The sequence below is a fragment of the Shewanella sp. M16 genome (assembly GCF_018224605.1).
Taxonomy (GTDB): domain Bacteria; phylum Pseudomonadota; class Gammaproteobacteria; order Enterobacterales; family Shewanellaceae; genus Shewanella; species Shewanella oncorhynchi.
In genome coordinates this window covers 44,628-71,206 of sequence record NZ_JAGTUL010000020.1, presented here as the reverse complement: position 1 = coordinate 71,206, position 26,579 = coordinate 44,628, and the positions used below count along the sequence as shown (strand labels likewise).

The following is a 26,579-nucleotide window of genomic DNA, read 5'->3' as shown; positions in this document are numbered from 1 at the left end:
TGAGCTAGCTGACTGTGGCACTATTAGGGGGACATGAGCGGTATGCTCAATGAATAAAGTAACAGGAGATTAAGATGCAGATGAAACATGGAATTTATGGCTTAGTGATTGGATTGGCATTTAGCACTGTCACTTTGGCTGCTGAAGCACCGAAAGTGGGCTGCGCGGCGAAATTAGATGCTATTAGTGCCGAACTTGCCCAAGCAAAAGCGGCAGGTAATAAGCATAAAGTCGCGGGACTTGAAAAGGCCTATGACGAAGTTTCAACCCATTGCGACGATGATAGCTTATACGCCGAGCGAGTCGCTAAAGTTGAGGCCTTAGAGGAAAAACTCATTGAGCGCCAAAACGAATTGGCCAAAGCCATAGAAGAAGGTCGTTCTATGGATAAAATCAACAAGAAACGCAATAAAGTCGCCGAAGTCGAGGCTGATCTTGCTAAGGCGCGAGCCGAGCTAACGCAATAAATAGTTCAAGCTCAAGCCCAATCGCTAGGAGCTTAGCCCGCGTAACCTATGCTTAAAATAGTGGATTCTGTGCTGGAGTTATAACCGGCACTCAGTATGAAGTGCTCAGTGATTCGATATCTTAGCCCAGCTTCTGCGCCCCAACGGGTCGTTTTATCTTCTTCCCATGTGGGTTTGCCATCGACAATTTTGGGTGAAATGTTATTCGTGTAAGACACTGTGCTGATATAGCCACTGCCGCCGGCATAAAAGCTTAAATCTGCCGTTAAGCTGTAGCTTAAGCCTAAGCGGAAGAGGCTTTCTTGGCGATAGGATTCCGCGGGTTCTGGCACGATAATATCGGTTTCACGACTGCGGGCATAGCCTAGGTAATAACCCCATTGTTGGTAATTATTATCGAAATGATAGGGGGCGATTGTAATGCCATAGAGATTATCTGTGGCGGGAATATAATCGAGCATGAGAGCGATATAAGGTGCATTGGCAGTTTCGTCTGATTTATCTGGCCTAACTAATTGCTTAGAAGTGCTATATTCGGCCGCTTGAAGCGGTTGGCATAGGCTCAGGAGTCCAATGCTAAGACAGGCTAGCGTATATGAATGACGACACATGGGATGGTTTCCTTAGGGATAGGGGAAATATTGTTCATTTTCCTGTGTGCGGGGTCAATTCAAAATGCTAAAATCTCTTTTAAAATAAGTATTTGTAAATATTTTGTGTTTTGATTTGAGTGTTTTCTAGGGTGAAATTTAACCGAGGTCAACTCGGCAGTTACCTTTGTATGGGTTTGTTGCGCTAGCGCCTACGTTGGAGTGAAATTGTGGATCAGGAAATAAGGCTCGAAATTTCGGCATGGTTAGCGGGCTTTGGGATTGATAGCCAACCCTCTGATGGTATATCGACCACAGTTATGGTCATTGCTTGCTTACTGTTAGCGAGCATCGCTTATTTTATTGTCCGACGCGTGGTGATTCGTGCGGTGAATATGGTGATCCTGCGCTCTAAGGCGACGTGGGACGATGTATTCATGCGTTATAAGGTGCTTGAAAAGCTGGCCATGCTTGTGCCCGCTATCGTACTTAATCTATTGGTGCCAATCGCGCTGACTGAGCATCCACTGCTAAGCGGGCTAGTCGACCGATTACTGAGTATTTGGTTAGTGGTGCTGATTATCCGCGCTATGTATGCAGGTATGGATGCGGTTGATGAAATTTCAGATGTGAATCTGGTGAGTCGGCGCTTGCCTGTTAAGAGTTTCGTACAGTTAACTAAGCTATTTTTATTCTTTGTTGGGATTATCGTTTCTATCTCAATCTTGGCCGATCAATCACCTGTGTACTTCCTCAGCGGCTTAGGTGTGGCAACGGGTTTTGTGATGTTAGTGTTCCGCGACACTATCTTAGGTTTTGTGGCGGGCATTCAGTTAGCGGCTAACCGTATGGTGAGTAAAGGCGACTGGATCCAGATGGACAAATACGGCGCCGACGGTGCGGTAGAAGAAGTCTCGCTGACCACAGTGAAAGTGCGTAACTGGGACAAAACCATCACTATGATCCCTGCTTATGCCTTAGTGTCGGATGCGTTTCGCAACTGGCGGGGTATGTCTGAGTCGGGCGGTCGCAGGATCAAACGCGCGATCAATATCGATATCAACAGTATAAAGTTTTTGACCGAGGAAGAGCGCGAACGGCTCAGTAAGATCAATTGCTTAAAAGAATATTTCCCCGCAAAAATAAATGAAATTCGTGAGGCGAATGCCAGAGTCTCTGACCTTGATATGAAAGTGAATGGTCGCCATTTGACTAACGTTGGCACCTTCCGCGCTTACCTGCAGGAATACCTACAGCGTCACGATAAGGTGCACAAGGACATGACCCTAATGGTGCGGCAGCTCGCGCCAACCACAGAGGGTCTACCGATCGAGATTTATATCTTCACTAACGACACTCGCTGGGCATTTTATGAAGCGATACAAGCGGATATCTTCGACCATGTTTTTGCAATATTGCCTGAGTTTGGTCTGCAGGCGTTCCAAGCGCCCACCGGCAATGATATTCGCAGTTTAAAGTCGGTTAAGGTCGACTAATTTGATGACTGTCGATGATTATCGATTTAGTTTCGAGAGACAAGAATCGCGGCTAAGGTGATAAATACACCGCCGCTGGTTCTGTCAAACCAATGCAGCTTGTTGCTCGCCTTTAGGCTGGGCGCAAGTACATTGGCCATGCAGGCATAAATCATCACAAAGCTAAAATCCACCACGGCCCAAGTGACTGCAAGAATGGTCAGTTGCGGTAATTGCGGCGCGGCAAGATTGATAAATTGCGGAAACAAGGCGGCAAAAAACAGTAAATCCTTCGGATTACTGATCCCCACTAGAAACGCCTGCTTATAAAGCTGCGCAGGCGTACCTTTGCCCTCTGACGGGCTAACTTCAAGGGCTTGACCTTGGTTTTTCGTCAATAACAGCTTAATACCTAAAAATACTAAATAGGCCGCGCCGCACCATTTGAGCAGGGTAAAACCGTATTCTGAGGCGCTAATAATCGCCCCCAATCCTGCCGCTGACGCCATCATTAAGATTAAAGCGGCGCTAACACTGCCAAGGCCTGTGGCTATGCTACGCATCTTGCCGAAGTGGATCCCATGGGACATAGATAACATAGCGATAGGACCGGGTGAAATCCCAATCAATACAATGGCAAAGAGATAGAGTAACCAAGTTTCGGGTTGCATATTTGCTGCTCTAAATGGAATAAATGTTAATGTTTAGCACTCGCTATAAAATCAGGGATCACCTTGGGATGACGGCCTTTAATGGTGCGATAGAAGCTCAAAATCTCTTGCATGTCGGTCACGATATCGTCACTGGGTTGCAGTGGCGTGCGGATAACGACAGTGCGGCGGCTAAAGTCTAAGCCTACGGGAGCAATGGGTACTTGGGCCTTGCTGGCTATATGATAAAAGCCGCACTTCCAGCGCGTCACTGGGCCGCGGGTGCCTTCTGGCGCTAGCGCTAACTTGTAATCGGATTTTGACTCAAACAGCTGCACGGCGGCATCGACTAAGTTGTTGTTCTTGCGCCGATCCACCGGACTGCCGCCAATGGCGCGGAAAAACCAGCCCCAAGGCGGGATAAAGAGTTGGTGTTTGCCGAGAAAGTGAATGCGGATACCTAGGGCGCCACGGGCTAAAATGCCGACAATGAAGTCCCAGTTACTAGTGTGCGGCGCAACTATGATGATGTATTTAGCACAGTCGGGCAGTTGGCCTTCTATCTGCCAGCCTGAAGTTTTAAGTAGCCAACGGCAAAGTGGTGTAAACATAGTTCGGTGCCCAGAGTCGAAAAATTAATAATATCATCAGCTTTTTTAGATTTTAAACTGGCTTAAACAAGATAGTCTGTACTGAATTCGCGATATACCCAAACAACCTCAAGATGCAGAATTCAGCGGTAATTGAACGCATTTTAGGCAAGGCGGCTATTTGCGGACCTAGTGGACTAAGTTAAAAATAGCCAACACGGCATAAAATGCGTTAAAACCCGCCGGGACGGAGCGCCTAGGGCACCCCACTTCCGTGTTGCATCAATTCAAAAGGTGGTCGACATTCTTTCATTGAAGCGCCTTGAATTGGTGTACCCTAGACGCTCTGAAACTCGTATCTTGAGGTAGCTTGGGTATAATACAGTTTAACCTGATTGATTGTGGGGGAACGATACTATGTTGAAAAATGGACTATTAAACAAGGTTATCTGGCAGCGTGTTTTTGCGGCACTGTTACTCTTGCTGACTTGTCATGTTAATGCGGTGCCGACGGATGAAATTACGCAGATGCTCAAAGGCCAAGAAGAAGCCTGGAATCGCGGCGATCTCGATGCTTATATGCAAGGCTATTGGAAGAGTGATCAACTGCGTTTTGTCTCTAATGGTAAGTTTCGTTTTGGCTGGGAAGAAACTCTCGCTGCCTATAAGAAAAATTATCCAAATAAAGAAGCGCTTGGTGAACTGAAGTTCACTATCAAAGAAATCAAAATGCTCAGTAATTACGCCGCTATGGTTGTTGGGCGCTGGGATTTACGGCGGATAAAAGATGCCCCAACGGGCGTGTTTACTCTGTTGATTGAAAAAATCGACGATCGTTGGGTGATCACTATGGACCACAGTTCAGACTAAACCGTGTCCTTTACACTCAGTGCTGCACAGCAGTTCAAATTAGATTTGCGATAATAAACAGTCTGGTTTGGTGGGCGGCTCGGCAGGCAGAGTTAAATGGAAATCCTGCTGTCCAAGCTGTCTACCTTTGCCATCGTATCTCACTTCGGTGAAATGCATACCGCCCTCTGCATCTTCGAGCAGAATGCTGGTGGAGCGGGTGCCATAGTCGGGGTGACGAATATAAATCGCAGCTAAACGCCGTTCCCACTCGATCCCGACTCCCGTATTAGGCAGCTCATTATCTTGCGGCTGGGAATCGTCTTTCATTAGTTGTAACAGTACTTGCACTTCTATACTGCTGGACTGGTTGATTGCCGCTTCTAACGCTTGCTGTCCCTTCGCCATTTTCGGCCAAATATCGTCGAGTGCACCATTGCTAATGGCATGAAATCCATTGGCAAGTTTTACTGTGTCTTTATTGATACTGTTAAAACAATATAAGTCAGTACCTTGGCCGAAGATGAGATTGAACGGCTGATAATTGTCGCTATGTTCAACGAGCCAATTAGGGCACACGAGCGACCCTGAGTTGAGCGTCATAGTAATCAGCTCGCCACGACTACGCATGGCTTCAGGGCTCTTTTGCGGAACGCGCAGATTGGTTACGCCAGCGATTTGTCCTTGTTTATTGATACCAAACCAAGTGCCACCGGCCTGCAGATCTTTACCCGCGAGTATATTTTCTTCCGGTGGCCAAAAATGCGCTGGCGCAGTTGGTCTATGATGAAACTCATCGCGGTTGGCACAGATGATTAAGGGATACTTAGGATGGGCATTAATGGCGACAAAGAGTATGCACATAGCAGGCTAAATTAATCCAAAGGTAGATTAACTTAGCCTGTCTGCTCACAAATGAACAGCGTTAGTGGTGCGAGTGCTTATCCGTTTTTGCGTGTTCATGTGCATGTTTATCAGCACTAGGTGTCGCAACAGGTTTCTGCTCGTCTGTGTGCGAAGCGCTATATTCGTGAGTATGTGTATTCTCGTGGGAATGGCTATGGGCGTGACTATGCGCATGAACTGCAGGTTTGCTGAGCATTAAGCGGCGTAAAAATTTACGTGGACCTAAGCGCAGTAAGCTGGCGGCAAACAACCCTGAGAGGATCAGTAGAGCAATTAAGTTCACGACTTCAGGCAAGGTAAATAAGGAGAACCATAGTGGCAAGCGTAATGCTGCGGCTAAGCTCAGCGCAATAATACTCAGTAATATCGCCCTTTGCGTCCATGTCATTAACTTAAGCTGAGCTATGTTGAGCACAGGTGCTGCAATCAGCGGCATCATAATCGCAATAGGACTCCAGCCACTATAAGCCAGTGCAAGAGCGAGTACGGCGGCGCCTAAGTTGCAGAAACGCATAGGTAAAAATACAAGCAATAGCACAACAACCTGTAGCAATGGATTGCTTAAGGGCATTGAAGGGTGGCCAATTAAATTCACTAATACTAGGCTGAGTAAAATCCAAGGTGCGCTGCGATCGACTAAATGAGCAAAGCCGAAACGCAGTGAATTGCTGGGTAATTTAGTGTGTGGATCGGTAATGATGACGTTAGCATGGCTTAAATACGCACTCAGAATAAACACTACAAGCAATTGGAATAACGCTAACCAAGGACCGAGAAGTAGAGCTGTGATCACTAAGGCTTCAGGCCCTGCTAAGCGTTGGAACCAGCGACGGGCTAAACTGCTATCCTGCGGCGTCAAACCTAATTTAAAGCGCAGCGCAGCCGCACCATAGCTTAGCAGCAACACGGGTGCGAGCTTTAATAGCCAAGTCATTAATTGCTCTGTGCTGTGATCATGGTGGGCATGTTCGTGGCCGCCTGAATCCATTAATAGCAGCATCACGAGTAAACCGATGCCGAGCAAACTACCTATGCCAGCTTGGTATTCATATTTGCCTTGCGTATCACTTTCATGCTGACCATGGGGTTGATGTAGTACCACATGCAGAATTGTGCCAGTAATAAAGGCTTGTAAGTAGACAGTGTCATCGATATTTAAATAAGGAAGTAGTTGCTCACCGGCGAAATAGCCTATGCCTGTAAATAGCATCTGGGCAGCAAAGATCATGAGTGTCCAACGTGTTCCGAGATGGGGTTTTAGTATCCACCATACTGCAAAACCGACGGGTAATTGGTGGAGTATGACACCAAGAGCTAGCAGAATGGAGTTATCGTCTTGCTGCGCCAAAACCATAGCGGTGCCATCGGTGATGGTATGCAGTAATAAGCCACCAATACCCAAGAAAAGCGTAAAATTATGGGTGACTTCTGAATAACGGTGAAATAGGCGTTCGCTGGCGGTAGGCCCCCAGATGCCGAGGAGTACAAAGATGATCGCAAGCATGCCACCATGCTCGAGTAATTCTGGCAAGATGTGGATCAGCACTAATCCGCCTAATGAGACGAATATAAAACCATCGAGCCCCTTTTGTAAGCCACTACTCGATGAGAAGTAGCGATAAAACAGAGGGCCAATTAAGAGTGCGATACAGCTAGCAAGAAGATAGAGCATGGATTCCACGGAAAATTTGCTGAAAAAACGCCATAGTATACCAGCTGTAAAGCAAAGTGAGCAGTGACTTGCAGGCAATTTACTCAACTGACATTTTATACTGTGTTTTGAAGGTGAGAATTTTATTCACTTTGGCCATTCTGCGGAGAAATTTTCAGATCTAACTCGAGAAAAGGTACTATACCCAAGCTACCTGAAGATACGAGTTTCAGAGCGCCTAGGGTGCTTCAATTCAAGGCGCATCAATGACAGAATGTCGGCCACCTTTTGAATTGTTGCAACACGGAAGTGGAGCTCCCTAGGCGCTCCGTTCCGGCGGGTTGTAACGTACTTTATGCCGTGTTGGCTATTTTTAACTTAGCCCACTAGGTCCGCAAATAACCGCAATCGCCATGGATGGCGTGAATGCCATTTATGCAGGAGCAATAAAGGGCCTTGCCTAAAGTGCGTTACATTCCCGCTGAATCCTGCATCTTCAGGTTGTTTGGGTATATAATATGGGCCTATGTTGACTTGGGTGTTGATACGTTAAATGGATATATTTTCTGCTGCGGTAATGTTGTTTTTGATCATGGACCCTCTGGGGAATTTGCCGATTTTTGCGTCGATTCTACGGCATATCGATCCTAAGAAACGCCGTAAGGTATTGATCCGCGAGTTACTCTTCGCCTTAGTGATCATGCTGTCTTTCCTTTATGCGGGTGAGGCTATCTTAAGTTTCTTAAATCTTCGCTCTGAGTCTGTGAGTATTGCAGGCGGTATTATCCTGTTTCTTATCGCGATTAAAATGATTTTCCCTCAACCCGGTGGTGTCGTTGGATTAGCCGCTGGAGAAGAGCCTTTTATCGTGCCTATGGCTATTCCCTTGATGGCTGGCCCATCGATTCTTGCAGCCTTGATTTTACTGGCGCATACCGATAGCTCACGTATGGGCGATTGGACCATAGCGTTAGTGTCAGCTTGGGGGGCGAGTGCGGTGATCTTAATGTTTTATAAACTTTTCACCCGTGTGCTGGGGGAAAAGGGGCTCACAGCAGTCGAGCGTTTGATGGGTATGGTGCTGGTCATGATCTCAGTGCAAATGTTCCTCGACGGCATTTCAAACTATCTGAAAACCGCTGGCTAACTTTATCTAGTTTGATCAAAACGAAACCGTATTAACGTTGTTAATGCGGTTTTTTTATGGCTGAGATTTGGCTTGGAATTGAGTCAGCACAGAGGTTTGCTGACAAAAGTGCAAATCTTACCTGCGAACAGGTGTATCAAGTTGTTACTGAGGTGCAGTGCTGCTAATGTCGAAAACTCTGTCTCTATCACTTGAAGACGGATAAACCCTGAGTAGGTTACTAATTAAAGGTAATTTGTCTTAATACAAAGAGACACTAGTCTTAATAAATAGAATGGCGTAAACGGCGTTAGCTGTTACAGAAGGATGTTAAAAATGCGAAGTACAAAAGGCGTAACAGCGTTTGGACTGATGTTGGCATTGATTAGCGGCGCGAGTATTGCCGCTCCGAATCATACGCCTGCAGATGCGGGTGTGATTAATAAAGATCGAATTTTATATTGGTTGATTAAGCGTGGCGAAGTGGCCGCCGATGCCAGTGATAGCGTAAAGCAGGAGGCGATAGAAGCTTATATTCATCGCGCCACTTTGGCACAACCCAAAGCGCCGCGCATCGAAGTTGAAGCTGAACATGCGCGTCTACAAAGAGCTAAATCATCGCAAATGATGCGCTCATCCGCACAGCGTTTACAGGCCGATGCGGATGTAAAGAAAACCGTTAAAGTGCTCACAGTATTAGTGGATTTTGCTGATCTAAAACATGATGATAATGGCTTAAAAGCGGGGGATACAGACATGTATTACCCGAGTTATCCTGCGTCCCACTACAAGGAATTACTCTTTTCGCCTACGGGCTTCAAAGGTCCACAGGGGCAGACGTTAGATTCGGGGTATCAATATTATCAAGCGGTTTCTGGGCAAACCTTCTCCTTTACTGGGGATGTGAAGGGCTGGTATACCGCCTCGCAAAATGCCGAATACTATGGTGCTAATGATCCAGATACCCGTAGTGATTCACAGGTCGAACAATTGGTAAAAGAAGCTGTATCTCAAGCGGTTGCAAATATGTCTGCAGTTGAGTTGGCGAGTTATGATGTTGAAGACCAAAATGATTTGAACAATAACGGTATTTACGATGAGCCCGATGGCATTATCGACCATGTGATGATTTTCCACTCTAGCGTAGGCGAAGAGGTCGGCGGCGGAAAACTAGGATCGAGTGCGATATGGTCGCATCGATATTATGTCGACCAAGCAACCAATGGTTATGCGCTTCCTGGTACGAACAAAAAAGTATTCGGTTATACAATCCAGCCTATTGATGCGGCAACGGGCGTGTGTACCCACGAGTTTGGCCATGATCTAGGTCTGCCTGATGAGTACGATACCTCTGAAAATGATAAGAAAGACGGCTCGCCTGTGGGGCTATGGTCTTTAATGTCTGGTGGTAGTTGGGCTGGTGCTATTCCTGGCGCTCAGCCGAGTGGTTTTAGCCCTTATGCTCGATCTTATCTACAGAAAAGATACAAAGGTAAGTGGTTGAATGAACGTGAAATCACCTTAGATAGCATTCCCAAATCAGGCATGGAAGTGACGTTGAATGAGGCGGTTAATCATCAGGCGGTTAATCAGATCTCTATTCCACTTCCTCCAACGCTAATTCCTTTTAAAACACCTTATCAGGGCAGTTATCAGTACTATTCTGGCCAAGGAAATATGCTGAATAACAGCATGATTTTTAATGTTAAATTACCTGCCGTAACCACAGATAAACTGATTCTGAGTATGAAGGCCAGTTGGAGTATTGAACTTGACTTTGACTACATGCAGGTGAAAGTGGATGGTGCGGCCATTGCGGGTAATTACACTAAGTCGAACAATGGGATAAATAGCGCTCGTCATATCATCACTGGTGAATCGTCTGCGCTTGCTCAGGCGGAAGGTCGTGATGCTTGGGTAACATTAGAATATGATTTATCAGCATATTCTGGAAAATCTGTTGCTGTCGAGATCAACTATGTCACCGATGATTTAACCTCTAAGTCAGGGATCACTATTGATAACATCAGTGTTAAACAAAATACCACTGAGTTATATGGTGATAACGCTGAAGTTGCGGATAAAATGACGCTTTATGGCTATAGCCGGATTAAGGATTCTCGTCCGGATCCAAAATCCCAGTCTCGTTATATTATTCAGCTGCGTAGCCATAATGGTGTCGATGCGGGTTTGAAAGCAAAAAGCTTTGATCCCGGAGTTTTACTCTGGTTAGAAGATTTAGGTTTCAGAGACAATAACGTTTCAAACCATGCTGGCCATGGCTTGATTGGCGTGATTGATGCTGACCAAAACATGATTGGCACTCGCTCTACCGACGTACAAATTCGTGATGCGGCCTTTAGTACAGTAAATCAAACCTTCTATTTTGAGGACAATCATCGCGATGCTGTCAGCCTGTTCGATGACAGTTTTGATTACAGCGCGCCACTACAGCCACAGTCAGGTATGGTGTTGCAGCAGCTAGGGTTGACAATGCAGGTACTATCTCAAGCCAGCAACAATGGTACTGCGGTTATTCGTCTTGCGAATGCGAACTCTGATGCTATAGCGCCGTTAACTGTCAGTTTTGGTAAGACAGTTAGTCAATTAGCGGTGAACTTCACCAGTAACGTTGATGGTGGTATGGGAGTATTAACCTACGCTTGGGATTTTGGTGATGGCACGACAAGCACTGTCACGGCGCCAACCCATACCTATGCGAAGGCTGGCACTTATACAGTGATACTTACGGTTATCGATGCGCAAAATACTAAGGCGATTAGCAGTTCGACGGTAACGGTTGTTGCACCTGTTACGCCTCCAGTAACTCCGCCGGCCAGTGAGAGTTCAGGTGGCGGCAGCTTAGGTTGGTTAAGCCTTGCCTTCCTTAGCTTATTGACTTGGCGCCGCCAGTTAAATGTTCACTAAGTTGATTGTTTGAAACACGAACAAAAATGCCTCTGATCTAGAGGCATTTTTTATCTGTCTTGAGGCTAAATTCTGACTAAGCTTTGGATGAAGTCTAAAGTTTACAACTGACGGATAGCTTGCTCGGCCGCTGGCAGAAAGATTTCGCTGACGATCATTTCATGCTCACCGTGATGGAAATAGCGGCGGCGTCCCCAGAGTGCATGTTCGACACTTTGATCTAAACTTTCAGCTAAGTGGGCAAGGCGACTACAGGTTTCGAAACTGGCAACTTCGATTCTACCGGGGATGAAGTTATCTTGGCTAAACAGTAATTCACCTAAGGGGCGAGTACCCAAACTAAGGAAATCCATTTTGCGCTCGGCCATTAATTTTTCAGGGATTAAGGTTCTGGCAAATACCCAAGGTATCGAGTCGAGGCAAAGCAAGACTTCACGGATCCATACAGCACCTTGCTGGGGATATTCGCCCTCTAAGGGAGCATGCAGTCCTTCGCCTAGTACCTTTACTTCAAATTGAGCGCAGCAAGTTTTGAGTTTTTGCGTTAGGCTGCCAGTGGCAAGCAACCATTCTTTCAAGGGCGATTTGGGGAGTTTGTCGGCTAGATCGGCTGAAAACCACTGAATAGATTCACCATAGGGAAAGCTTAAGCTAGTCACATTCATTAAATACTCGTTACAATATAAACAAACGTCGGCAGTCTAGCATGTCGCGACGCGAGCATATATACCCAAGCTACTTCCAGATACGGATACTGCATCTTCAGGTTGTTTGGCTATATAGATTGGGAAGTTTCTTCCATTACCATTATTGTTTTAGGGAGCCGTAAGTCGCTATGAAAAAATTACTCTCAGTCTGTCTTATCCTGTTTACAAGTGTTTTCAGTGTTTATGCGGCCGATGAAAAAGAAGCTGCACCTGCTGCAGCAACCCCACCTACGGGTGAGTATGCCTACTATGGTTTCGAACCCGAAATTGTCACTAACTACATTTCTAATCGCAAGAAATTGGGTTTTGTGAAGATTAGCGTTGAGTTAATGGTAAAGAGTCCAGATGATCTAGTGACAATTGAGCTCCATAATCCATTATTACGAGCCGCAATTGTTGAAGTGTTAGGCAATCAATCGGAAGAGAAGATTAAGTCACTCACGGGTCGTGAAGAGATTCGTCGTGAGTGCTTTGAAATGGTTAACAATTTGATCACCAAAGAAGCTGGTAAACCCTTGATCGTAAACTTATTGTTTACCTCTTATCTGTACGATTAATTTACTGCCTTACTCTATGGGCTGACTTAGGTCGGCCCACTGCGTTACAAGAGCTATTATGTCAAAACCTGCCGTGAAACCCGTCCAATTAGTAACTGCGAAACGCCTAACGAGTACAGCCAACATTGGTCATGCAAAAACTAAAGCACCAAAGCAGGCTAGAACTGAGGTGAAAGGCAAAGTGAAGTCGGTCAAAAACAGGCCTAGTGCTGAGATCAAAAAAGCTTTGCATCCTCGAAATGTACACTTGAACGGCTATGATTTTCCGGCGCTGATGAGTTCATTCCCTAAGCTAAAAGCCTTTGTTCGACCCACGCCTTATGGGGCTTTATCGGTCGATTTTGCCGATCCGTTAGCAGTTAAAATCCTTAATGCGGCGCTACTGAAACATCATTATGGGATTGAGTGCTGGGATATTCCTGATGGAGCGTTATGTCCTCCTATTCCCGGTCGAGTCGATTATTTACATTATTTAGCAGACCTTCTAGCCGAAGGCGATGATGTATTTGCTTTGGATAAAACTAGGGTATTAGATATTGGCACTGGTGCGAACGGTATTTATCCCATATTGGGTTGCCAAGTATACGGTTGGCAATTTGTCGCCTCGGATATTAATGCCCATTCACTCAGTAATGTGCAGAGTATTATTGAGCAAAACCCAGTGCTGCAAGGGCAGATAAGTTTACGATTACAGCCAAATGATAAGGCGGTCTTCAAGGGAATCATTCAAGCCGGAGAACGTTTTGCGTTAACCCTGTGCAATCCGCCATTTCATGCCTCTATGGCTGAGGCGAGCGAAGGTACAAAGCGTAAGGTGAATAATCTGCAGCTCAATCGGGGTGGCTTGGTCAAGTCTTCCCCTAAGCTGAATTTCGGTGGTCAAGGAGCTGAACTTTGGTGCCAAGGCGGTGAACGACAGTTTTTAGCGACTATGATCCGTGAGAGCCAAATATTTGCAGATCAATGCTTATGGTTTAGCAGTCTAGTGTCGAAGAAGGAAAACCTGAAACCTTGTTATCAAGCCTTAGCGCAGTTGAAAGTCGATACTGTGAAAACGATTGAGATGCAGCAGGGTAATAAAATTACGCGGGTTTTAGCGTGGAGCTTCCAGTCAGCAGCTAAGCGCAAAATCTGGCGCGGTGAACACTTAGCCCGTTAAGACTTTTGAGTATGACCCAATTAAGTACTGCTAACAAAACAGGCGCTAATGGCGCCTGTTTTTATTAAAAGTAAAAATAGCCACTGTTACTGCGGCTTTTCTTCCTTATGATCGCGACGGAATAACGCCCACTCTTCAATTGTTTCACCGCTGGGTAAGGTGCAGATCCCATGTTCACCTTCGGCGGTTTTCTCAATTGTTAAGTTACCACCAATGGAGACACAATACTCAGAGGCGGGATTGGCTATTTTTACTTGTTCAGTATCACTGCATCCGACTAATACCACACTCGCCAGAAGTGGAGCAGTAACAAGCAGGAATTTGATTTTCATAGACACTCCTTGGTGAGTTATTTTCGCCCTAAAATCCGCAGGATCCGTAGGAACAAGTTGATGATATCCATATACAAAGCGGCGGCGCTATCGATGGCATTATCTATGGTTTTAGGGATTTGATTCGCTCTTCCCCAGTCATAACCAATATAACCGCAGAAAATCAGCACGACTATCCAATCTAAAATGCCGTGGTGAGTATTAAAGATAAACACTTCAATCAGTTCGACGACGATAACGAGCAATAAAGCAATCGTGAGTGCGCCGGAAATTTTTTGGAAAAAGGCGGGGAAGAGTGTGCCTAAACACATCATGGCTATGGTCACTAGCCCTGTGATTCGAATGGCTTCAGTCACCAATTCGGGATCGTATTGACTGACCACCATATTGATAATTAAGCCGAAGGGCACGACCACAAAGTTGTAGCCAATAAAACTGACAACGGGGTTAGTCGATTTTTGGAACAGATAAATCCCAAAGAAACAGGAGGCGAAATAGCCGATAAAGAAAATCCAAGGATTAACACTGGCAATCGCCTCTGGGTCGATATTGGTGACCATCCAATAGTTAACGGCAAAACCCCAAATCAGCGTGAGGCCGATAACGAGGTTGTAAATACCTGCGCCAACTATGGGGTCGTCTGTGGTCATGCGGTCAAATACACTGTTTTCCGAATCCATATGTTTTCCTTATGATTTCCTTATTTTAACGGGCCATTAAGCGTCATCAGTGTTGAGCTATATGACGGCAAATTAAGCGGTGGCAATTAAGCTAGTGTAAATAAAGCCGTTTTTCAAGCGAGAACAACCTAAGCCTCTTTAGTACCACAAACACTGCAGCGGACTTGTTTCGGTAACTTCATCTCGCGAAACTCCATCGTCATCGCATCGATCATCAAAATGCGTCCCGCTAAGGTTTTACCCATGCCAGTAATCACTTTGATGGCTTCAACCGCCTGCAAACAACCTATCATACCGACCACAGGGGCTAGGATGCCCGATTCAACGCAGCTCAGTTGTTGCTCGCCAAATAGGGCGCTAAAGCAATGATAACAAGGCGTTTCGCTGTGATAATCGAACACAGTGACCATGCCTTCCATCCGAATTGCCGCGGCAGACACTAAGGGCACTTTATGCTTAAAACAGCTGAGATTAAGTTGCTCGCGCACACTGACATTATCGGTACAGTCGAGCACTAGTCCGTGATCGGCGACAAGGCCGTCAATCTCATGATCATCTAATACTGCATTGATAATGTTGATCTTAATAAAGGGATTGAGCTGCATGAGGCTCTGTTTAGCCGATTCGACTTTAGGCTGGCCGACATTGGCATCTTGATGCAGCACTTGGCGCTGCAGGTTGGATAATTCAACTGTATCAAAATCGACCAGTGTCAGTTCACCAATACCCGCAACCGTGAGGTACTGGCTGGCGGCACAGCCCAAACCGCCAGCGCCTATCATCAGCACTTTGGCTTGTTTTAAGCGTTCTTGACCGTCGATATCCATAGCCTTGATGGATATTTGGCGGCTGTATCTTAAGAGTTCGCTGTCGCTGAGAATATCTTTTGGCACATTCATTGGGATTTTCCTAGCAAAGCACGCTGTTAAATGGCTCGACAGTCACTTGGGTGCCAGCGGGAGTATCACCTTGGAATTGCTCCAATAAAACGAAACAGTTTGCTAAGCTCATCGAAGTCAACATGCCAGAACCTTGGCTACCAGTAATGGCAACTTCAAGTTTACCTTGTGCATTACGGCTTAAAATGCCACGTTGATATTCGACGCGGCCCGGTTGTTTACGCACGGGCGTGGTGAGCGTAGCGTCTAACATCAAAGGTGCAACTGGGGTTAACCCCTGCATCTTGTTCAGTATTGGCCAAACGAGTTTGTAAAACGTCACCATAGAAGACACGGGATTCCCCGGTAAACCACAGAATATCGCTTTGCCGATACGGCCCATGGCGAAGGGCTTGCCTGGTTTGATGGCGAGTTTCCAGAAGGTAATCTTGCCTTCCTCATCAAGAATTTGTTTAGTGAAATCCGCTTCACCGACCGACACGCCACCCGAGGTTAATACCATGTCGGCTTGGCTGGCAGCATGGCGAAATGCCTGACGTATGGCTTCAGGATCATCGGCAATCACGCCTAAATCGAGCCATTCCACGTTAGCGCGGCTGAGTAAACCTTGGATCGAGTAACGGTTTGAATCGTAAATTTGTCCTAGGGCTAATTCGCTGCCAACGGGACGCAGTTCATCGCCAGTGGAGAAAAAGGCCACTTTAAGCTGACGATAAACTCGCACTTGGCTAACGCCAATCGTGGCCAACACCCCGAGTTCGGCGGCACCAATTTGAATGCCAGCACTGAGCACTTTAGTGCCTTGGGTGAGTTCTTCACCGCGGCAACGCACATTGGCGCCTTGCGCCCTAGGGTGGCGGATATGAATAATCTCTCCTTCAACCTCGGCTTCTTCCTGCATTTGCACTGTGTCATAACCTGTAGGCACAGGCGCGCCTGTCATGATCCGCATGCAGGTATTAGGTTTGGCTTCACCTTTAAAACCATGGCCAGCGAAGGAACTGCCGATAAGGCGCAATGCGGTCTGATTGGTTTGCGTATTTAAGTCGACAAAACGGAAGGCGTAGCCGTCCATAGAGGAGTTGTTAAAGGGCGGCAGGTCGATGCATGAAGCTAAATCTTCTGCTAGGACGCGGCCAAGGGCATGGGGAAGCAATACGACTTCGGTGTCTGACACTGGGCTAACTTGCTCGAGCAAAAGGGGAATAGCTTGATCTGGATGCATTAAGCTAGGTTGCGAACAAGGATCGGCTGTTACGGACATTAGGGTCTGCCTTATATGCAATGGGTCGTAATGACGCTGAATGAATTTCCACCTGATTATGACTGGCTATTATGCCACGGTGATCTGGGATGGCTATGATTTGCATGTGAGTTTCTGTGATAGGCCAGTCAGTTTTTTCTGCCACTTTGGGCGATAACCTCGCTAGAAGTCACACAATTTACTGCGCTAATTCGAGGGTTGAACGCGAGTCGATGAACAAATGAAAATCATTTTTATCAATGAATCATTAACTTAGCAAGAAATCCAAAGGTAAATTTTGTTGCTTTTGTCGACCCCCTTGATGACAATGTCCCCCATGATTCAGTTCGAATGCAAAAGAGGATTTACTATGCTGTCTGCAACTATGATCGAAAAGTTGAATGAACAAATTAATATGGAGTTCTTCTCCTCAAATTTATACCTGCAAATGAGTGCGTGGTGTGAAGATCAGGGATTTGAAGGCGCAGCTAAGTTTATGCGTGAGCACGCGGATGAAGAAATGGGCCATATGCGTCGTCTGTTCACGTATGTGAGTGAAACTGGTGGCTTACCCTTGTTAGGTGCGATTGCGGCGCCACAGTCACAGTTCGATTCTTTACTGGCGTTGTTTGAATTAACCTATGAGCATGAGCAGCTGATTACCCGTCAGATCAATGCCTTGGCCCATGCCGCATTTTCGAATCAAGATTACTCAACCTTTAACTTCTTACAATGGTATGTCGCTGAGCAGCACGAAGAAGAAAAGCTGTTTAAGTCGATTGTCGATAAGATACGTTTAGTGGGCGAAGATGGTAAGGCACTGTTCTTTATAGATAAAGATTTAGCTAAGCTAGCCTCTAAGGGGGGCGAAAGCATAATGAACGGTCAAGGCCAACCACAGGCTTAACCCGTTTTATTTGCCACAAAAAAGCAGCCTAGGCTGCTTTTTTGCTCTTTATCGTTTTATTTTTTATAAGCTTAGATATTCACGCATTTATTTTGATAGCCATCATTCAACAGTGCTGTGTGCTTGATGCGTAGCAAGGGAGTGATCTCGTTAAAGGGGAGCGGTTTGGAGATCAAATACCCTTGAGCGAAGTGACAACCTAAATCTCGTAGGAAGTGCCACTGTGCTTCGGTTTCTATGCCTTCAGCAACTAACTCCATTTCTAGGCTTTGCCCCATCATGACAATCGCTTTGACTAAGTTGGCGTTCGAGTTATTTTCGAGGGCATTTTCCACAAAGCTGCGGTCGATTTTAATCACTGAAATCGGGAATTTTTTCAGATAACTCAGGGAAGAATAACCCGTACCAAAGTCATCGATATAGATTTGCGAGCCTAAATGACGAATAGACTCGAGCGTGCTCAAGCAATGGCTGGCATCGCCCATCAGCATGCTTTCAGTGATCTCAATATGCACATTTCGTGGGTTAACGTGGTGGCGGTTGAAGCACTCTTGCAACACTTGGTCGAACCCCATACCGCGTGTATTGATACATTGGCGGCTGGAAACATTAATCGCGACATTGATATTTAAGCCACTTTTCTGCCATTGCCTCAGGTCATGCATGGCTTGGTTGAGCACCCATTCGCCCATAGGCTCTATCAGTCCGGTTTCTTCGGCTAATGGGATAAATTGATCCGGCGGGATCAACCCAAGCTCGGGATCTTGCCAGCGGATAAGGGCTTCGACGCTGCAGACACTTCCGGTTTGCATATCCACGATAGGTTGATAATGCAGGGCAAATTCATTTTGTGCCACGGCACGGCGTAGACGTTGTTCTAACTCCATCCGGGCGAACATGGCTTGATTCATACCCGCGGTGAAGTATTTAAAATTGTTCCGTCCCGCATCTTTGGCTTGATACATGGCGGTTTCGGTATTGCGGGTGAGTGAGCCAGTATCTAACCCATCTTCGGGATAGACGCCAATACCAAAGCTGGCCGAAATCTGGATCTCGCGGTCATTTAAGTTAAATGGCATACCTAAGGTTTCAATGATTCGGGTTGCCATGTGTTCTATGGCGAGTTCGTTAGTCAGCCGTGGCAAGATAAGCACAAACTCGTCGCCACCGATACGTGCGATAAAATCGGTTTTCCCCGCAATGCCTTCTAAGCGCTTTGCGACATCTTTAAGTAATAAGTCGCCAGTGGCATGGCCTTGTACATCATTGATATATTTGAATTGATCCAAATCAATCAGCAAGATAGCCAGCTTGCGAGAGTCATGCTGCGCCACATGGATTTCGTGCTGCAGTCGTTCATTGAACAGCTTACGATTAGGCAGCCCAGTTAATCCATCGAAGTTGGCCTGATACCAAAGATCCTGCTCATATTGCTTACGCTTACTGATATCCATAAATAAACCAATATGTTGGATTATTTTACCTTGTTCATTTCGCACCACAGTAATCGCTAGATACTCGGGATACACTTGGCCATCTTTGCGTTTATTCCAAACTTCACCCTCCCATTTCCCTTCTTTTTGTAGTGACTCCCACATGGCGGTATAAAAGTGCTTAGGATGACGGCTAGAGCTGAGTAGGGAGGGGCTGCGGCCTTTCACTTCTTCCAATGAATAGCCCGTAATGTGGCAAAAAGCGGGGTTGACCAGTTCAATATGGTTGTCGGCATCTGTCACCACTATGCCTTCGGCAGAATAGTCAAACACTGCTGCTGCGCGGCTTAGGGCATGGTTTGCTTTTTGCCGTTCGCTAATCATACGGTTCATGGCACGGGCCATGCGGGCGAGTTCATCTGTGCCTGAGACTTGGATATTAATATTGAGCTGTGGATCTGCTGCCATTTGCTGCATGTCATTGGCAATCTTAGTGATCTTATCCATAAAATTGCGGATGATCTTTTGTCCAAGCCAAAGTGTGATGGTTGCGGTGAACAAAGCCGAGAACAAGTATAAGCCGAGTAAGATTAAGGTGTGGTTTTGTTGATATTCGCTCTGCTGCGCCATGTTCTTGGTGATATTTTGCGCCAGCAAATGTAGTTGATTGATACGCTGAGTGGTGAGATCCCACCACTCCTGGCTATCAATTGGATGTGGCGGCATTAATAGTTGGCTCATCGCTTGGCTTAATTTGTCCTCGCTGGCAGGGACTTGCGCGATGGCTTTGATCTCCGTCATCGGCAAACCTTGCTGCTTCAGTTGCTGCAACTTGACCATGCTGAACTGGTATTGATTTATGCTGTCCTCAATGGTTTTCAGCGCCACCTTAAATTCGGGTAGAGAACGAGTCTCGTGACTGAGTTCATCCAAATTAAGCTGAATCGTCGCAAGTGCTGCATTAAATTTTTGCAGTGAAATCTCATCGCCCTTAAGCAAATAGTCCTGAAAACTGCCCATTAAGCCACCGTAACCTAAGTAGGCATTAATATTTTGTGCCAGAGCGCTAATGCGAGTTTGTTGTTCAATTTGCTTGCTGATTTGCAGAATGCGTTGATTTTCTGGCGAATCTTGTAGGTTTTGTAGTAAGGACCTTCTATCGGAAATTGATGCATTACTTGCGTGCATCACGGCTCGCTCATATTCATACATGAAGGAGATTATGGTGCGGTAATCATTAATATTGAGTGATTTGCTTAGCAGTAATTGATTGATGGCACTTCGTTCTTTTACGGCCAACTCCTGCACCATTAGTAGGTTCAATAGATCGGTATAGGCACGGGACTGGCTGATTTCGTTGGTTTGTAACTGTAATAACTGAATGAGCTGCAAAAGCTGAGTGTGGAATTGATTATAGAGTTCCGTAAACTGACTCAGTGTTTCGTCTGTGTGGTTTTGGTGAACGTTAGCGAGTTTGTTGCCTGTGAGTTTGAGCGCATCCAACAATGCGTTCATTTTGTTTGCTTCAATACTTTTAGGGTCGAGCGCCTCCAGAAGATGTTCTAAAGGCTCACTGTTCAGTAATGCATCGAGTGCTTTTGATCTAGTCGCTTGTTGCTGTAATAGCACTTCATCGGTTGGTCGCTGATTTGTACTTAGACCATATTCGTTTTGCAACTGATAGAGTAGCTCAGTGATTTGTACCGTCGTTTGTACCGCAAGATGATTGTGCTTGGCCGAGTGTGATTCCTTTATTAAGTCATGCATGCGCGTCAGAATGAAAAAGCTCATCATTAATAATGGGACTAACGAAAACAGAATGAGCTTTTGCTTCAAACTGAGATGGTGTAGCGCTGACGGCATTAAAGATCACTCCACTCGTTCGCCTAGGCAGAAAAAGAAAATTCAACGTAATAACGTTGAATCCGAGTTACAACAAATAGGACTAGGCACAGGGTGAGGATATTTAACATAGGCGGCCAGCCACCGCGACCTTTAGTTTATGGATATCTAATCTAGGTCACGAAATTAAGCAAATTGTTATATATCATGCTAAGAGACTATTTTTATTAACCTATTTTGCACCTATCAAACAAGCATTTGCTTTGTCTGTGATGTGAAGCAGTATTTCATCATTCGAAAGAATGACTTGTTTAACTTTACCTTTTATCGGTTTTTTAGTGCATTAGGTGGAACGCGATTGTTAACGGTAAATCTACTTAAATAAAAAGGACGTTTGCCGCAGCTAAACGTCCTTCTATTTAAATCAATGCCCTAGATTCAGGCGATTGGCATGTTATCTAGCCGACATTGGCCAGCAATGATTTGCGATAAACGACAATATCTTCAATCGTTAACACGGGTATATTGTGCTGAGCACCGAAGGCAATAATTTCGGGCAAACGCGCCATAGTGCCATCGGTGTTAGTGACTTCACACAATACGCCAGCGGCTTTTAAACCCGCGAGTTGCATTAAATCAATCGTGCCTTCAGTGTGACCACGGCGGGTCAATACCCCACCCGGTTGAGCGCGAAGTGGATACACATGGCCAGGACGAGCGAGATCACTTGGCTTAGCGCCATCGGCAATCGCCGCTTTAATGGTGGTCACGCGATCGGCGGCAGAAACCCCTGTAGTCACACCGACTTTAGCTTCAATACTCACAGTAAACGCAGTGCCGTATTGGCTAGAGTTGTTTTCCACCATAGGGGGTAATTCGAGGGCTTTGACTTTTGCATCGGGTAAACACAGGCAAACAATACCGCTACATTCACGGATGAGCATGGCCATTTGCGCGTTAGTCAGCGTCTCGGCAGCGAAAATTAAATCGCCTTCGTTTTCTCTATCTTCGTCATCGACAACTAATACACCTTGGCCTTGACGCAGGGCATTAAGACCCGCTTCAACGCGTTCGATAGCAGTACCAAAAGGAGCAAGTAAAGACTGATTCATGGTTAATATCCTTAAATAAACGACATTGGAATATCCAGAATCAGGGCGTGCAGAAATACAACGTAATCAAACCAAAAGGCTCGATTTTGCTGTAGCAATATCACTTCACTTGGGGTGAAGTTATTGCAAAACATGAGGCTAACACTGCAATACATAAGCGCGTTGCACTTAAATACCGCAAGGTGTTGTCTTACATTCTCTTCCATCCGGACTCAGCACTGTCGCCATTGAAGCAAACAGTCCATTACCGTCGGCTCTGGAATAGTCAGTTTTGCACTAAGCAAAATCTAAGGCACCAGATCTGCTGACCCCGAAAGTGATTTCGGGCGCTCGCGGGCTTTGGGTGTCGCTCAGCAAAATAATCACTTAGTCGTTACCCATTTACCGCCGGTGGGGAGTTTCACCCCGCCCTGAGAATTTGCTTTTGAGCCATTTGCGCTCAAAAACGCGGTTATGTTGCTCTTATTTACCGCGAATGGCAACTTCTCGCGTTCAATGTTTGCGCTAGTGCACACCTGACCACTATCATACTGAACACATAAGCTAATTGACTTGCCGTCGCACTCTTCGACGGTCGTTATGGACGTCACAAGGACGTATAAATGCGCTCTCTGCTACTCACTTTAGGTATTGTTATGCTGTTATCCGCTTGTTCGACCTCCAAAGGGCAAGTACCCGCCCCGGTTGCTGAAAAAATTCCCCATGTGATGACTTTACATGGCGTAACACGTACCGATGATTACTATTGGCTGCGTGATGATGAGCGCAAAGATCCTAAAGTGTTGGCCTATCTCAACGCTGAGAATCGCTATACCGCGGCTTATTTCAAACCATTAAAGCCGTTGCAAGATGGTCTTTATAAAGAGTTAACCGAACGTTTAGTCGCCGATGAGTCGAGCGTGCCGTACCAATGGCATCAGCACAGCTACTATCACAGATACCAAGAGGGTAGCGAATATCCGCTGATCAGCCGTAAGGGCGCCGATGGTGTTGAGCAAGTGATGCTCGATGTTAACGAGCGAGCTAAGGGCCATGAGTTTTATGGTTTAGGCGGCGCCAGTGTCAGCCCAGATGAAACCATGTTGGCCTTTGGCGAAGACGTCCTCAGCCGTCGTGTATATCACATCTATTTTAAAGACTTGGCTTCGGGCGACATGATCACCGACGTGCTTGAAAATACCGAAGGTCGCGTAGTGTGGGCGAACGACAACAAGCATGTGTTCTATATCGCCAAAGATCTAAAAACCTTGCTGGGCTATCAAGTGTATCGCCACGAGCTGGGCACTAAGCAATCGAGCGATGTCTTAGTGTATGAAGAACAAGACGATTCATTTTATATCTCGCTCGGCAAAACCTTAGATGAGTCGCAAATTGTGTTGTTCCAAGAAAGCACCACAACGAGTGAAGTGTCTATTCTCGATGCCAGCGAGCCTTTAGGTTTATTCAAGCCAGTGTTAGCGCGGGAAGAAGGCCACGAATACAGTGTGTCTAAGCTGGGTGATACTTATTACATTCTCACCAACTGGCAGGCGACTAACTTCCGTTTGATGAAAGTCGCCATTAAAGATGCAGCGGACAAATCTAAGTGGCAAGAAGTGGTTGCGCATAATCCCAATGCCCGTATCGAAGACGAGTTAGTGCTCAAGGATTATCTGATTATTCAGACCCGTGAAAACGGCCTGACGCGGATTAAAGTGATGCCGCTCAATGGTCAAAAGCCCTTCGAGTTGAGCTTTGATGAGCCTGCTTATGTGATGGGTTTAGAGATTAATTCCCAGCAAGACAGCAATAAGTTACGCATTTTCTACTCCAGCCTAACGACGCCAGAAGCCGTATACGAATATTCGCTGGTGAATCCCGATAGACGTGATTTATTAAAACAAGATCAAGTCTTAGGCGGCTTCGATGCCAGCCAGTATCGTGCCGAACGGATATTTGTGACGGCCCGCGACGGTGCAAAAGTGCCCGTCTCTTTGGTATATCGCAAAGATAAATTCAAGAAAGATGGCACTAACCCTCTGTATCAATACGGTTATGGATCTTACGGTTACACAGTAGAACCCGATTTTTCTTCATCCGTTATCAGTTTGCTCGACCGCGGTTTTGTGTATGCCATCGCCCATGTGCGCGGCTCAGAAATGCTAGGTCGCCCTTGGTATGACAATGGTAAGCTGTTGAATAAGCAGAATACCTTCAATGATTTTATTGACGTAACAACGGCATTAACGGCGCAAGGTTATGGCGACAAAAACAAGGTAGTTGCCTCTGGCGGCAGCGCGGGTGGTTTGCTAATGGGCGCGATTGCTAACCAAGCGCCGGACAAGTATTTCGCCCTTGCAGCCCATGTACCTTTTGTTGATGTGGTGACGACAATGCTGGACGAGTCGATTCCGTTGACGACCAATGAGTACGACGAGTGGGGCAATCCGAACGAGAAAACTTACTTTGATTACATGTTGAGTTACTCGCCCTACGACAATGTCACCGAGCAAGAATACCCACACATGTTAGTGACGACTGGTTTGCATGATTCCCAAGTGCAGTATTTTGAACCCGCCAAGTGGGTCGCTAAACTGCGCGATGTACAGAATAAGTGGTACAAGATGGATGATAAGGTGTTGTTATTCAATGTGGATATGGAAGCTGGCCACGGCGGTAAGAGTGGTCGTTATCGCCAGTACCAAGACACTGCCCAAGAATATGCGTTCTTCTTGAGTCTATTAGGTATGGCGAAGTAGGTTATTCGCAAGTGACTGAATCAGCCGTCAGCCTAGGCAATACTGACAGAGGCGCTTTACAGCAACATGAGTCACTGGTGGCAGACACACTTGCCCCAGTGGCTAGCGCTGTCGCTACCAAAGATGCAGTGACAGAAGCTTCGCTGAATCTCGTACCATTAAATCCTGCACCACCGAAGCCTACACCCATAAAGTCAGCACCCCTCTGGTATTTGTATCTAGTCCGCTGCGCCAACGGGCATTTATACACAGGCGTCACCACCGACGTAGCGCGACGCTTTAGCGAGCATCAGTCGGGTGGCATTAAATCCGCTAAGTATCTGCGCGGTAAAGGTCCATTAACGCTGATGTATCAAGAGCCGGTTGGCAGTCACGGCGATGCACTGCGCCGTGAAATAGCAGTTAAAAAGTTAAGCCGTAGTCAAAAGTTGGTGTTGATTGAGTCAGGGCGTGGATTACTAGAGCGTTAACACTGCATCATACTTGTTCTGTGACGAGGAATGAGAGTAAGCACTGTCATTCCAGTGACTCGCCGTAAATATGTCCCTATAGGCTCGACGACGGCATCCATGCCGTCAACGGTCACTTCCATGTCAGTGCTTAATTCCGTTAACCACTGAGTATTCTGTTTGCATGTAAGGGCTATCCATTTAGCGCCACCAGTGTCAATATGTAGTAATGAAAACTTCATCGTATTTATTAAAAGCTGGCGTCGATTACCCTACAAATTAGGACGAATTTGTTGATTGGTTTCATGATGAACAATCTTGCACCAGCTACCTTTACGCACTTCGTTGGCCAAACGGATTCATTTGCCCAAGCTGTTCGAGCTATCAATCACCTTATCAGTTAAGTAATGGCAAGTTAAAATGTCATGCTTGCCGTTCTCAGTGTTCAGTAACATCAAGTACACTTTTTGACAAAACAAGAACCCCCATGAAAAGTTGGTTTGCAGCTGTATGGTTTATTACAAATCAAAAGAATGGGGTCAGCGCTCTTGGAGTCCAAAGGCTATTAGGTCTTGGGAGTTATCAAACTGCTTGGTCTTTAATGCACAAGTTAAGATATGCCATGGTTGATCCTGAAAGAGATAAACTGTCCGGCATCGTAGAGGTTGACGAAACATTAATAGGTGGGGTCATTCCAAAATCATCTATTAAAAATCAACAGGGTAAGCGTAAAGCTGTAGTTTTGGTGGCTGTTGAGCTGCTATCACCCTCTGGATTTGGGCGGATACGTTTAAGGCAAGTAGAAAGTGCAACTAAAGAACATATCCATCAATTCATTCAAGATGTAATAGAACCTGGTAGCACAATTTGTAGTGATGGTTCTCAAGCATACAAACAAATAGACAAAAAAGGATATAAGCATAATCGGATAGTACATTTAGGTTCATCTGTACCTGCACATGAAACAATGGCTGGGGTACATCGAGTCTCATCATTATGTAAAAGATGGCTTTTAGGTACGTATCAAGGTGCGGTAAAGGCTAAGCAACTTGATTATTATTTAGATGAGTTTACATTTCGCTTCAACAGAAGAAAGTCAGATTCACGGGGATTATTATTCTACAGATTGCTTGAGCAAGCAGCGCGTTCTAAGCCGATAACGTACCAATCAATTAAAAATCGATAACCACAATATATAGTGGTTGGTCGTGCTAAGTGGATAGCCCTTTTGCATGTACATATCTCAATTCTGTCGTTACGTTGCAAAATTTAACAGCGAGTGTCTCGAT

23 protein-coding genes, 1 pseudogene and 1 riboswitch are annotated in these 26,579 nt (G+C 45.9%); of the genes and pseudogenes, 11 read left to right on the top strand and 13 right to left on the bottom strand.

The window, feature by feature from the left end; translation table 11 throughout:
* The first annotated feature begins 74 nt into the window (after window positions 1–74).
* The gene (locus tag KFE26_RS14505; RefSeq protein WP_212600820.1) at window positions 75–467 is read left to right on the top strand and encodes a DUF1090 domain-containing protein; all 393 of its coding nucleotides are present in this window, start codon (window positions 75–77) and stop codon (window positions 465–467) included.
* Window positions 468–499: 32 nt separating this feature from the next.
* On the opposite strand, the gene KFE26_RS14500 is transcribed toward KFE26_RS14505, so the two are convergent.
* Complete coding sequence (locus tag KFE26_RS14500) at window positions 500–1,078, bottom strand: hypothetical protein (protein ID WP_105250961.1); 579 nt, start codon at window positions 1,076–1,078, stop codon at window positions 500–502.
* Between the two features lie 209 nt (window positions 1,079–1,287).
* Here KFE26_RS14500 and KFE26_RS14495 point away from each other — a divergent pair, with 209 nt between their 5' ends.
* Window positions 1,288–2,553: a mechanosensitive ion channel family protein gene (locus tag KFE26_RS14495; protein ID WP_113941257.1), complete on the top strand. Its 1,266-nt coding sequence runs from the start codon at window positions 1,288–1,290 to the stop codon at window positions 2,551–2,553.
* Between the two features lie 26 nt (window positions 2,554–2,579).
* On the opposite strand, the gene KFE26_RS14490 is transcribed toward KFE26_RS14495, so the two are convergent.
* A complete protein-coding gene (locus tag KFE26_RS14490) occupies window positions 2,580–3,203 on the bottom strand; it encodes a LysE family translocator (RefSeq protein WP_168826912.1) in 624 nt (207 codons plus the stop codon).
* Window positions 3,204–3,229: 26 nt separating this feature from the next.
* On the bottom strand, window positions 3,230–3,793 hold the full coding sequence (locus KFE26_RS14485) for a lysophospholipid acyltransferase family protein (RefSeq protein WP_212600819.1): 564 nt from the start codon (window positions 3,791–3,793) through the stop codon (window positions 3,230–3,232).
* 396 nt (window positions 3,794–4,189) lie between these two features.
* Between KFE26_RS14485 and KFE26_RS14480 the strand changes: the two genes are divergently transcribed.
* Window positions 4,190–4,642, top strand: coding sequence for a DUF4440 domain-containing protein (locus KFE26_RS14480; protein ID WP_212600818.1), 453 nt, complete (start codon window positions 4,190–4,192; stop codon window positions 4,640–4,642).
* A gap of 39 nt (window positions 4,643–4,681) precedes the next feature.
* Here KFE26_RS14480 and KFE26_RS14475 read toward each other — a convergent pair whose 3' ends face one another.
* Together KFE26_RS14475 and KFE26_RS14470 are read right to left on the bottom strand one after the other, a co-directional pair.
* Window positions 4,682–5,485: an NRDE family protein gene (locus tag KFE26_RS14475; RefSeq protein WP_212600817.1), complete on the bottom strand. Its 804-nt coding sequence runs from the start codon at window positions 5,483–5,485 to the stop codon at window positions 4,682–4,684.
* Window positions 5,486–5,546: 61 nt separating this feature from the next.
* A complete protein-coding gene (locus tag KFE26_RS14470) occupies window positions 5,547–7,199 on the bottom strand; it encodes a metal transporter (protein WP_212600835.1) in 1,653 nt (550 codons plus the stop codon).
* A gap of 532 nt (window positions 7,200–7,731) precedes the next feature.
* Here KFE26_RS14470 and KFE26_RS14465 point away from each other — a divergent pair.
* Together KFE26_RS14465 and KFE26_RS14460 are read left to right on the top strand one after the other, a co-directional pair.
* Window positions 7,732–8,325, top strand: coding sequence for a YhgN family NAAT transporter (locus KFE26_RS14465; RefSeq protein WP_011848195.1), 594 nt, complete (start codon window positions 7,732–7,734; stop codon window positions 8,323–8,325).
* 315 nt (window positions 8,326–8,640) lie between these two features.
* Window positions 8,641–11,232, top strand: coding sequence for an immune inhibitor A domain-containing protein (locus tag KFE26_RS14460; RefSeq protein ID WP_212600816.1), 2,592 nt, complete (start codon window positions 8,641–8,643; stop codon window positions 11,230–11,232).
* Between the two features lie 101 nt (window positions 11,233–11,333).
* Here KFE26_RS14460 and KFE26_RS14455 read toward each other — a convergent pair whose 3' ends face one another.
* A complete protein-coding gene (locus KFE26_RS14455) occupies window positions 11,334–11,897 on the bottom strand; it encodes a chorismate lyase (protein ID WP_212600815.1) in 564 nt (187 codons plus the stop codon).
* Between the two features lie 170 nt (window positions 11,898–12,067).
* Here KFE26_RS14455 and KFE26_RS14450 point away from each other — a divergent pair, with 170 nt between their 5' ends.
* Window positions 12,068–12,496: a flagellar basal body-associated protein FliL gene (locus tag KFE26_RS14450; RefSeq protein ID WP_105250969.1), complete on the top strand. Its 429-nt coding sequence runs from the start codon at window positions 12,068–12,070 to the stop codon at window positions 12,494–12,496.
* 58 nt (window positions 12,497–12,554) lie between these two features.
* Window positions 12,555–13,655: a 23S rRNA (adenine(1618)-N(6))-methyltransferase RlmF gene (rlmF, locus tag KFE26_RS14445; RefSeq protein WP_212600814.1), complete on the top strand. Its 1,101-nt coding sequence runs from the start codon at window positions 12,555–12,557 to the stop codon at window positions 13,653–13,655.
* A gap of 86 nt (window positions 13,656–13,741) precedes the next feature.
* On the opposite strand, the gene KFE26_RS14440 is transcribed toward rlmF, so the two are convergent.
* From KFE26_RS14440 to glp, 4 genes are all read right to left on the bottom strand, one after another.
* Window positions 13,742–13,987, bottom strand: coding sequence for a DUF333 domain-containing protein (locus KFE26_RS14440; protein WP_212600813.1), 246 nt, complete (start codon window positions 13,985–13,987; stop codon window positions 13,742–13,744).
* A 17-nt stretch (window positions 13,988–14,004) separates the two neighbouring features.
* Window positions 14,005–14,667: a Bax inhibitor-1 family protein gene (locus KFE26_RS14435; protein ID WP_168826929.1), complete on the bottom strand. Its 663-nt coding sequence runs from the start codon at window positions 14,665–14,667 to the stop codon at window positions 14,005–14,007.
* Between the two features lie 128 nt (window positions 14,668–14,795).
* Window positions 14,796–15,566: a molybdopterin-synthase adenylyltransferase MoeB gene (gene moeB, locus KFE26_RS14430; RefSeq protein ID WP_212600812.1), complete on the bottom strand. Its 771-nt coding sequence runs from the start codon at window positions 15,564–15,566 to the stop codon at window positions 14,796–14,798.
* 10 nt (window positions 15,567–15,576) lie between these two features.
* Window positions 15,577–16,830, bottom strand: a complete 1,254-nt coding sequence (gene glp / locus KFE26_RS14425; RefSeq protein ID WP_212600811.1) for a gephyrin-like molybdotransferase Glp — start codon at window positions 16,828–16,830, stop codon at window positions 15,577–15,579.
* 349 nt (window positions 16,831–17,179) lie between these two features.
* Between glp and ftnA the strand changes: the two genes are divergently transcribed.
* A complete protein-coding gene (ftnA, locus tag KFE26_RS14420) occupies window positions 17,180–17,716 on the top strand; it encodes a non-heme ferritin (RefSeq protein ID WP_105250975.1) in 537 nt (178 codons plus the stop codon).
* Between the two features lie 71 nt (window positions 17,717–17,787).
* Here ftnA and KFE26_RS14415 read toward each other — a convergent pair whose 3' ends face one another.
* Together KFE26_RS14415 and ribB are read right to left on the bottom strand one after the other, a co-directional pair.
* A complete protein-coding gene (locus KFE26_RS14415) occupies window positions 17,788–21,012 on the bottom strand; it encodes an EAL domain-containing protein (RefSeq protein ID WP_212600810.1) in 3,225 nt (1,074 codons plus the stop codon).
* A 437-nt stretch (window positions 21,013–21,449) separates the two neighbouring features.
* Entirely contained in the window at window positions 21,450–22,103 is a 654-nt protein-coding gene (gene ribB / locus KFE26_RS14410) for a 3,4-dihydroxy-2-butanone-4-phosphate synthase (protein WP_105250977.1), read from the bottom strand.
* Between the two features lie 190 nt (window positions 22,104–22,293).
* Window positions 22,294–22,525, bottom strand: a riboswitch (FMN riboswitch).
* 180 nt (window positions 22,526–22,705) lie between these two features.
* Between ribB and KFE26_RS14405 the strand changes: the two genes are divergently transcribed.
* Both KFE26_RS14405 and KFE26_RS14400 read left to right on the top strand, forming a co-directional pair.
* A complete protein-coding gene (locus KFE26_RS14405; protein ID WP_105250978.1) occupies window positions 22,706–24,841 on the top strand; it encodes a S9 family peptidase in 2,136 nt (711 codons plus the stop codon).
* An 11-nt stretch (window positions 24,842–24,852) separates the two neighbouring features.
* Window positions 24,853–25,311, top strand: a complete 459-nt coding sequence (locus KFE26_RS14400) for a GIY-YIG nuclease family protein (RefSeq protein WP_198573362.1) — start codon at window positions 24,853–24,855, stop codon at window positions 25,309–25,311.
* Here KFE26_RS14400 and KFE26_RS14395 read toward each other — a convergent pair.
* Window positions 25,308–25,532: a hypothetical protein gene (locus KFE26_RS14395; RefSeq protein WP_212600837.1), complete on the bottom strand. Its 225-nt coding sequence runs from the start codon at window positions 25,530–25,532 to the stop codon at window positions 25,308–25,310. The genes KFE26_RS14400 and KFE26_RS14395 overlap by 4 nt on opposite strands.
* Here KFE26_RS14395 and KFE26_RS14390 point away from each other — a divergent pair.
* Window positions 25,520–26,476: pseudogene (locus tag KFE26_RS14390) on the top strand (IS1595-like element ISSod11 family transposase). The gene KFE26_RS14395 and the pseudogene KFE26_RS14390 overlap by 13 nt on opposite strands.
* Window positions 26,477–26,579 lie beyond the last annotated feature (103 nt).

What these genes read in the sequence shown, in the direction of transcription:
- KFE26_RS14505 (WP_212600820.1), top strand. Translation starts at nt 75, where the DNA reads ATGCAGATGAAACATGGAATTTATGGCTTAGTGATTGGATTGGCATTT.
- KFE26_RS14500 (WP_105250961.1), bottom strand. Translation starts at nt 1,078, where the DNA reads ATGTGTCGTCATTCATATACGCTAGCCTGTCTTAGCATTGGACTCCTG.
- KFE26_RS14490 (WP_168826912.1), bottom strand. Translation starts at nt 3,203, where the DNA reads ATGCAACCCGAAACTTGGTTACTCTATCTCTTTGCCATTGTATTGATT.
- KFE26_RS14485 (WP_212600819.1), bottom strand. Translation starts at nt 3,793, where the DNA reads ATGTTTACACCACTTTGCCGTTGGCTACTTAAAACTTCAGGCTGGCAG.
- KFE26_RS14480 (WP_212600818.1), top strand. Translation starts at nt 4,190, where the DNA reads ATGTTGAAAAATGGACTATTAAACAAGGTTATCTGGCAGCGTGTTTTT.
- KFE26_RS14475 (WP_212600817.1), bottom strand. Translation starts at nt 5,485, where the DNA reads ATGTGCATACTCTTTGTCGCCATTAATGCCCATCCTAAGTATCCCTTA.
- KFE26_RS14470 (WP_212600835.1), bottom strand. Translation starts at nt 7,199, where the DNA reads ATGCTCTATCTTCTTGCTAGCTGTATCGCACTCTTAATTGGCCCTCTG.
- KFE26_RS14465 (WP_011848195.1), top strand. Translation starts at nt 7,732, where the DNA reads ATGGATATATTTTCTGCTGCGGTAATGTTGTTTTTGATCATGGACCCT.
- KFE26_RS14460 (WP_212600816.1), top strand. Translation starts at nt 8,641, where the DNA reads ATGCGAAGTACAAAAGGCGTAACAGCGTTTGGACTGATGTTGGCATTG.
- KFE26_RS14455 (WP_212600815.1), bottom strand. Translation starts at nt 11,897, where the DNA reads ATGAATGTGACTAGCTTAAGCTTTCCCTATGGTGAATCTATTCAGTGG.
- KFE26_RS14450 (WP_105250969.1), top strand. Translation starts at nt 12,068, where the DNA reads ATGAAAAAATTACTCTCAGTCTGTCTTATCCTGTTTACAAGTGTTTTC.
- rlmF (WP_212600814.1), top strand. Translation starts at nt 12,555, where the DNA reads ATGTCAAAACCTGCCGTGAAACCCGTCCAATTAGTAACTGCGAAACGC.
- KFE26_RS14440 (WP_212600813.1), bottom strand. Translation starts at nt 13,987, where the DNA reads ATGAAAATCAAATTCCTGCTTGTTACTGCTCCACTTCTGGCGAGTGTG.
- KFE26_RS14435 (WP_168826929.1), bottom strand. Translation starts at nt 14,667, where the DNA reads ATGGATTCGGAAAACAGTGTATTTGACCGCATGACCACAGACGACCCC.
- moeB (WP_212600812.1), bottom strand. Translation starts at nt 15,566, where the DNA reads ATGAATGTGCCAAAAGATATTCTCAGCGACAGCGAACTCTTAAGATAC.
- glp (WP_212600811.1), bottom strand. Translation starts at nt 16,830, where the DNA reads ATGTCCGTAACAGCCGATCCTTGTTCGCAACCTAGCTTAATGCATCCA.
- ftnA (WP_105250975.1), top strand. Translation starts at nt 17,180, where the DNA reads ATGCTGTCTGCAACTATGATCGAAAAGTTGAATGAACAAATTAATATG.
- KFE26_RS14415 (WP_212600810.1), bottom strand. Translation starts at nt 21,012, where the DNA reads ATGCCGTCAGCGCTACACCATCTCAGTTTGAAGCAAAAGCTCATTCTG.
- ribB (WP_105250977.1), bottom strand. Translation starts at nt 22,103, where the DNA reads ATGAATCAGTCTTTACTTGCTCCTTTTGGTACTGCTATCGAACGCGTT.
- KFE26_RS14405 (WP_105250978.1), top strand. Translation starts at nt 22,706, where the DNA reads ATGCGCTCTCTGCTACTCACTTTAGGTATTGTTATGCTGTTATCCGCT.
- KFE26_RS14395 (WP_212600837.1), bottom strand. Translation starts at nt 25,532, where the DNA reads ATGAAGTTTTCATTACTACATATTGACACTGGTGGCGCTAAATGGATA.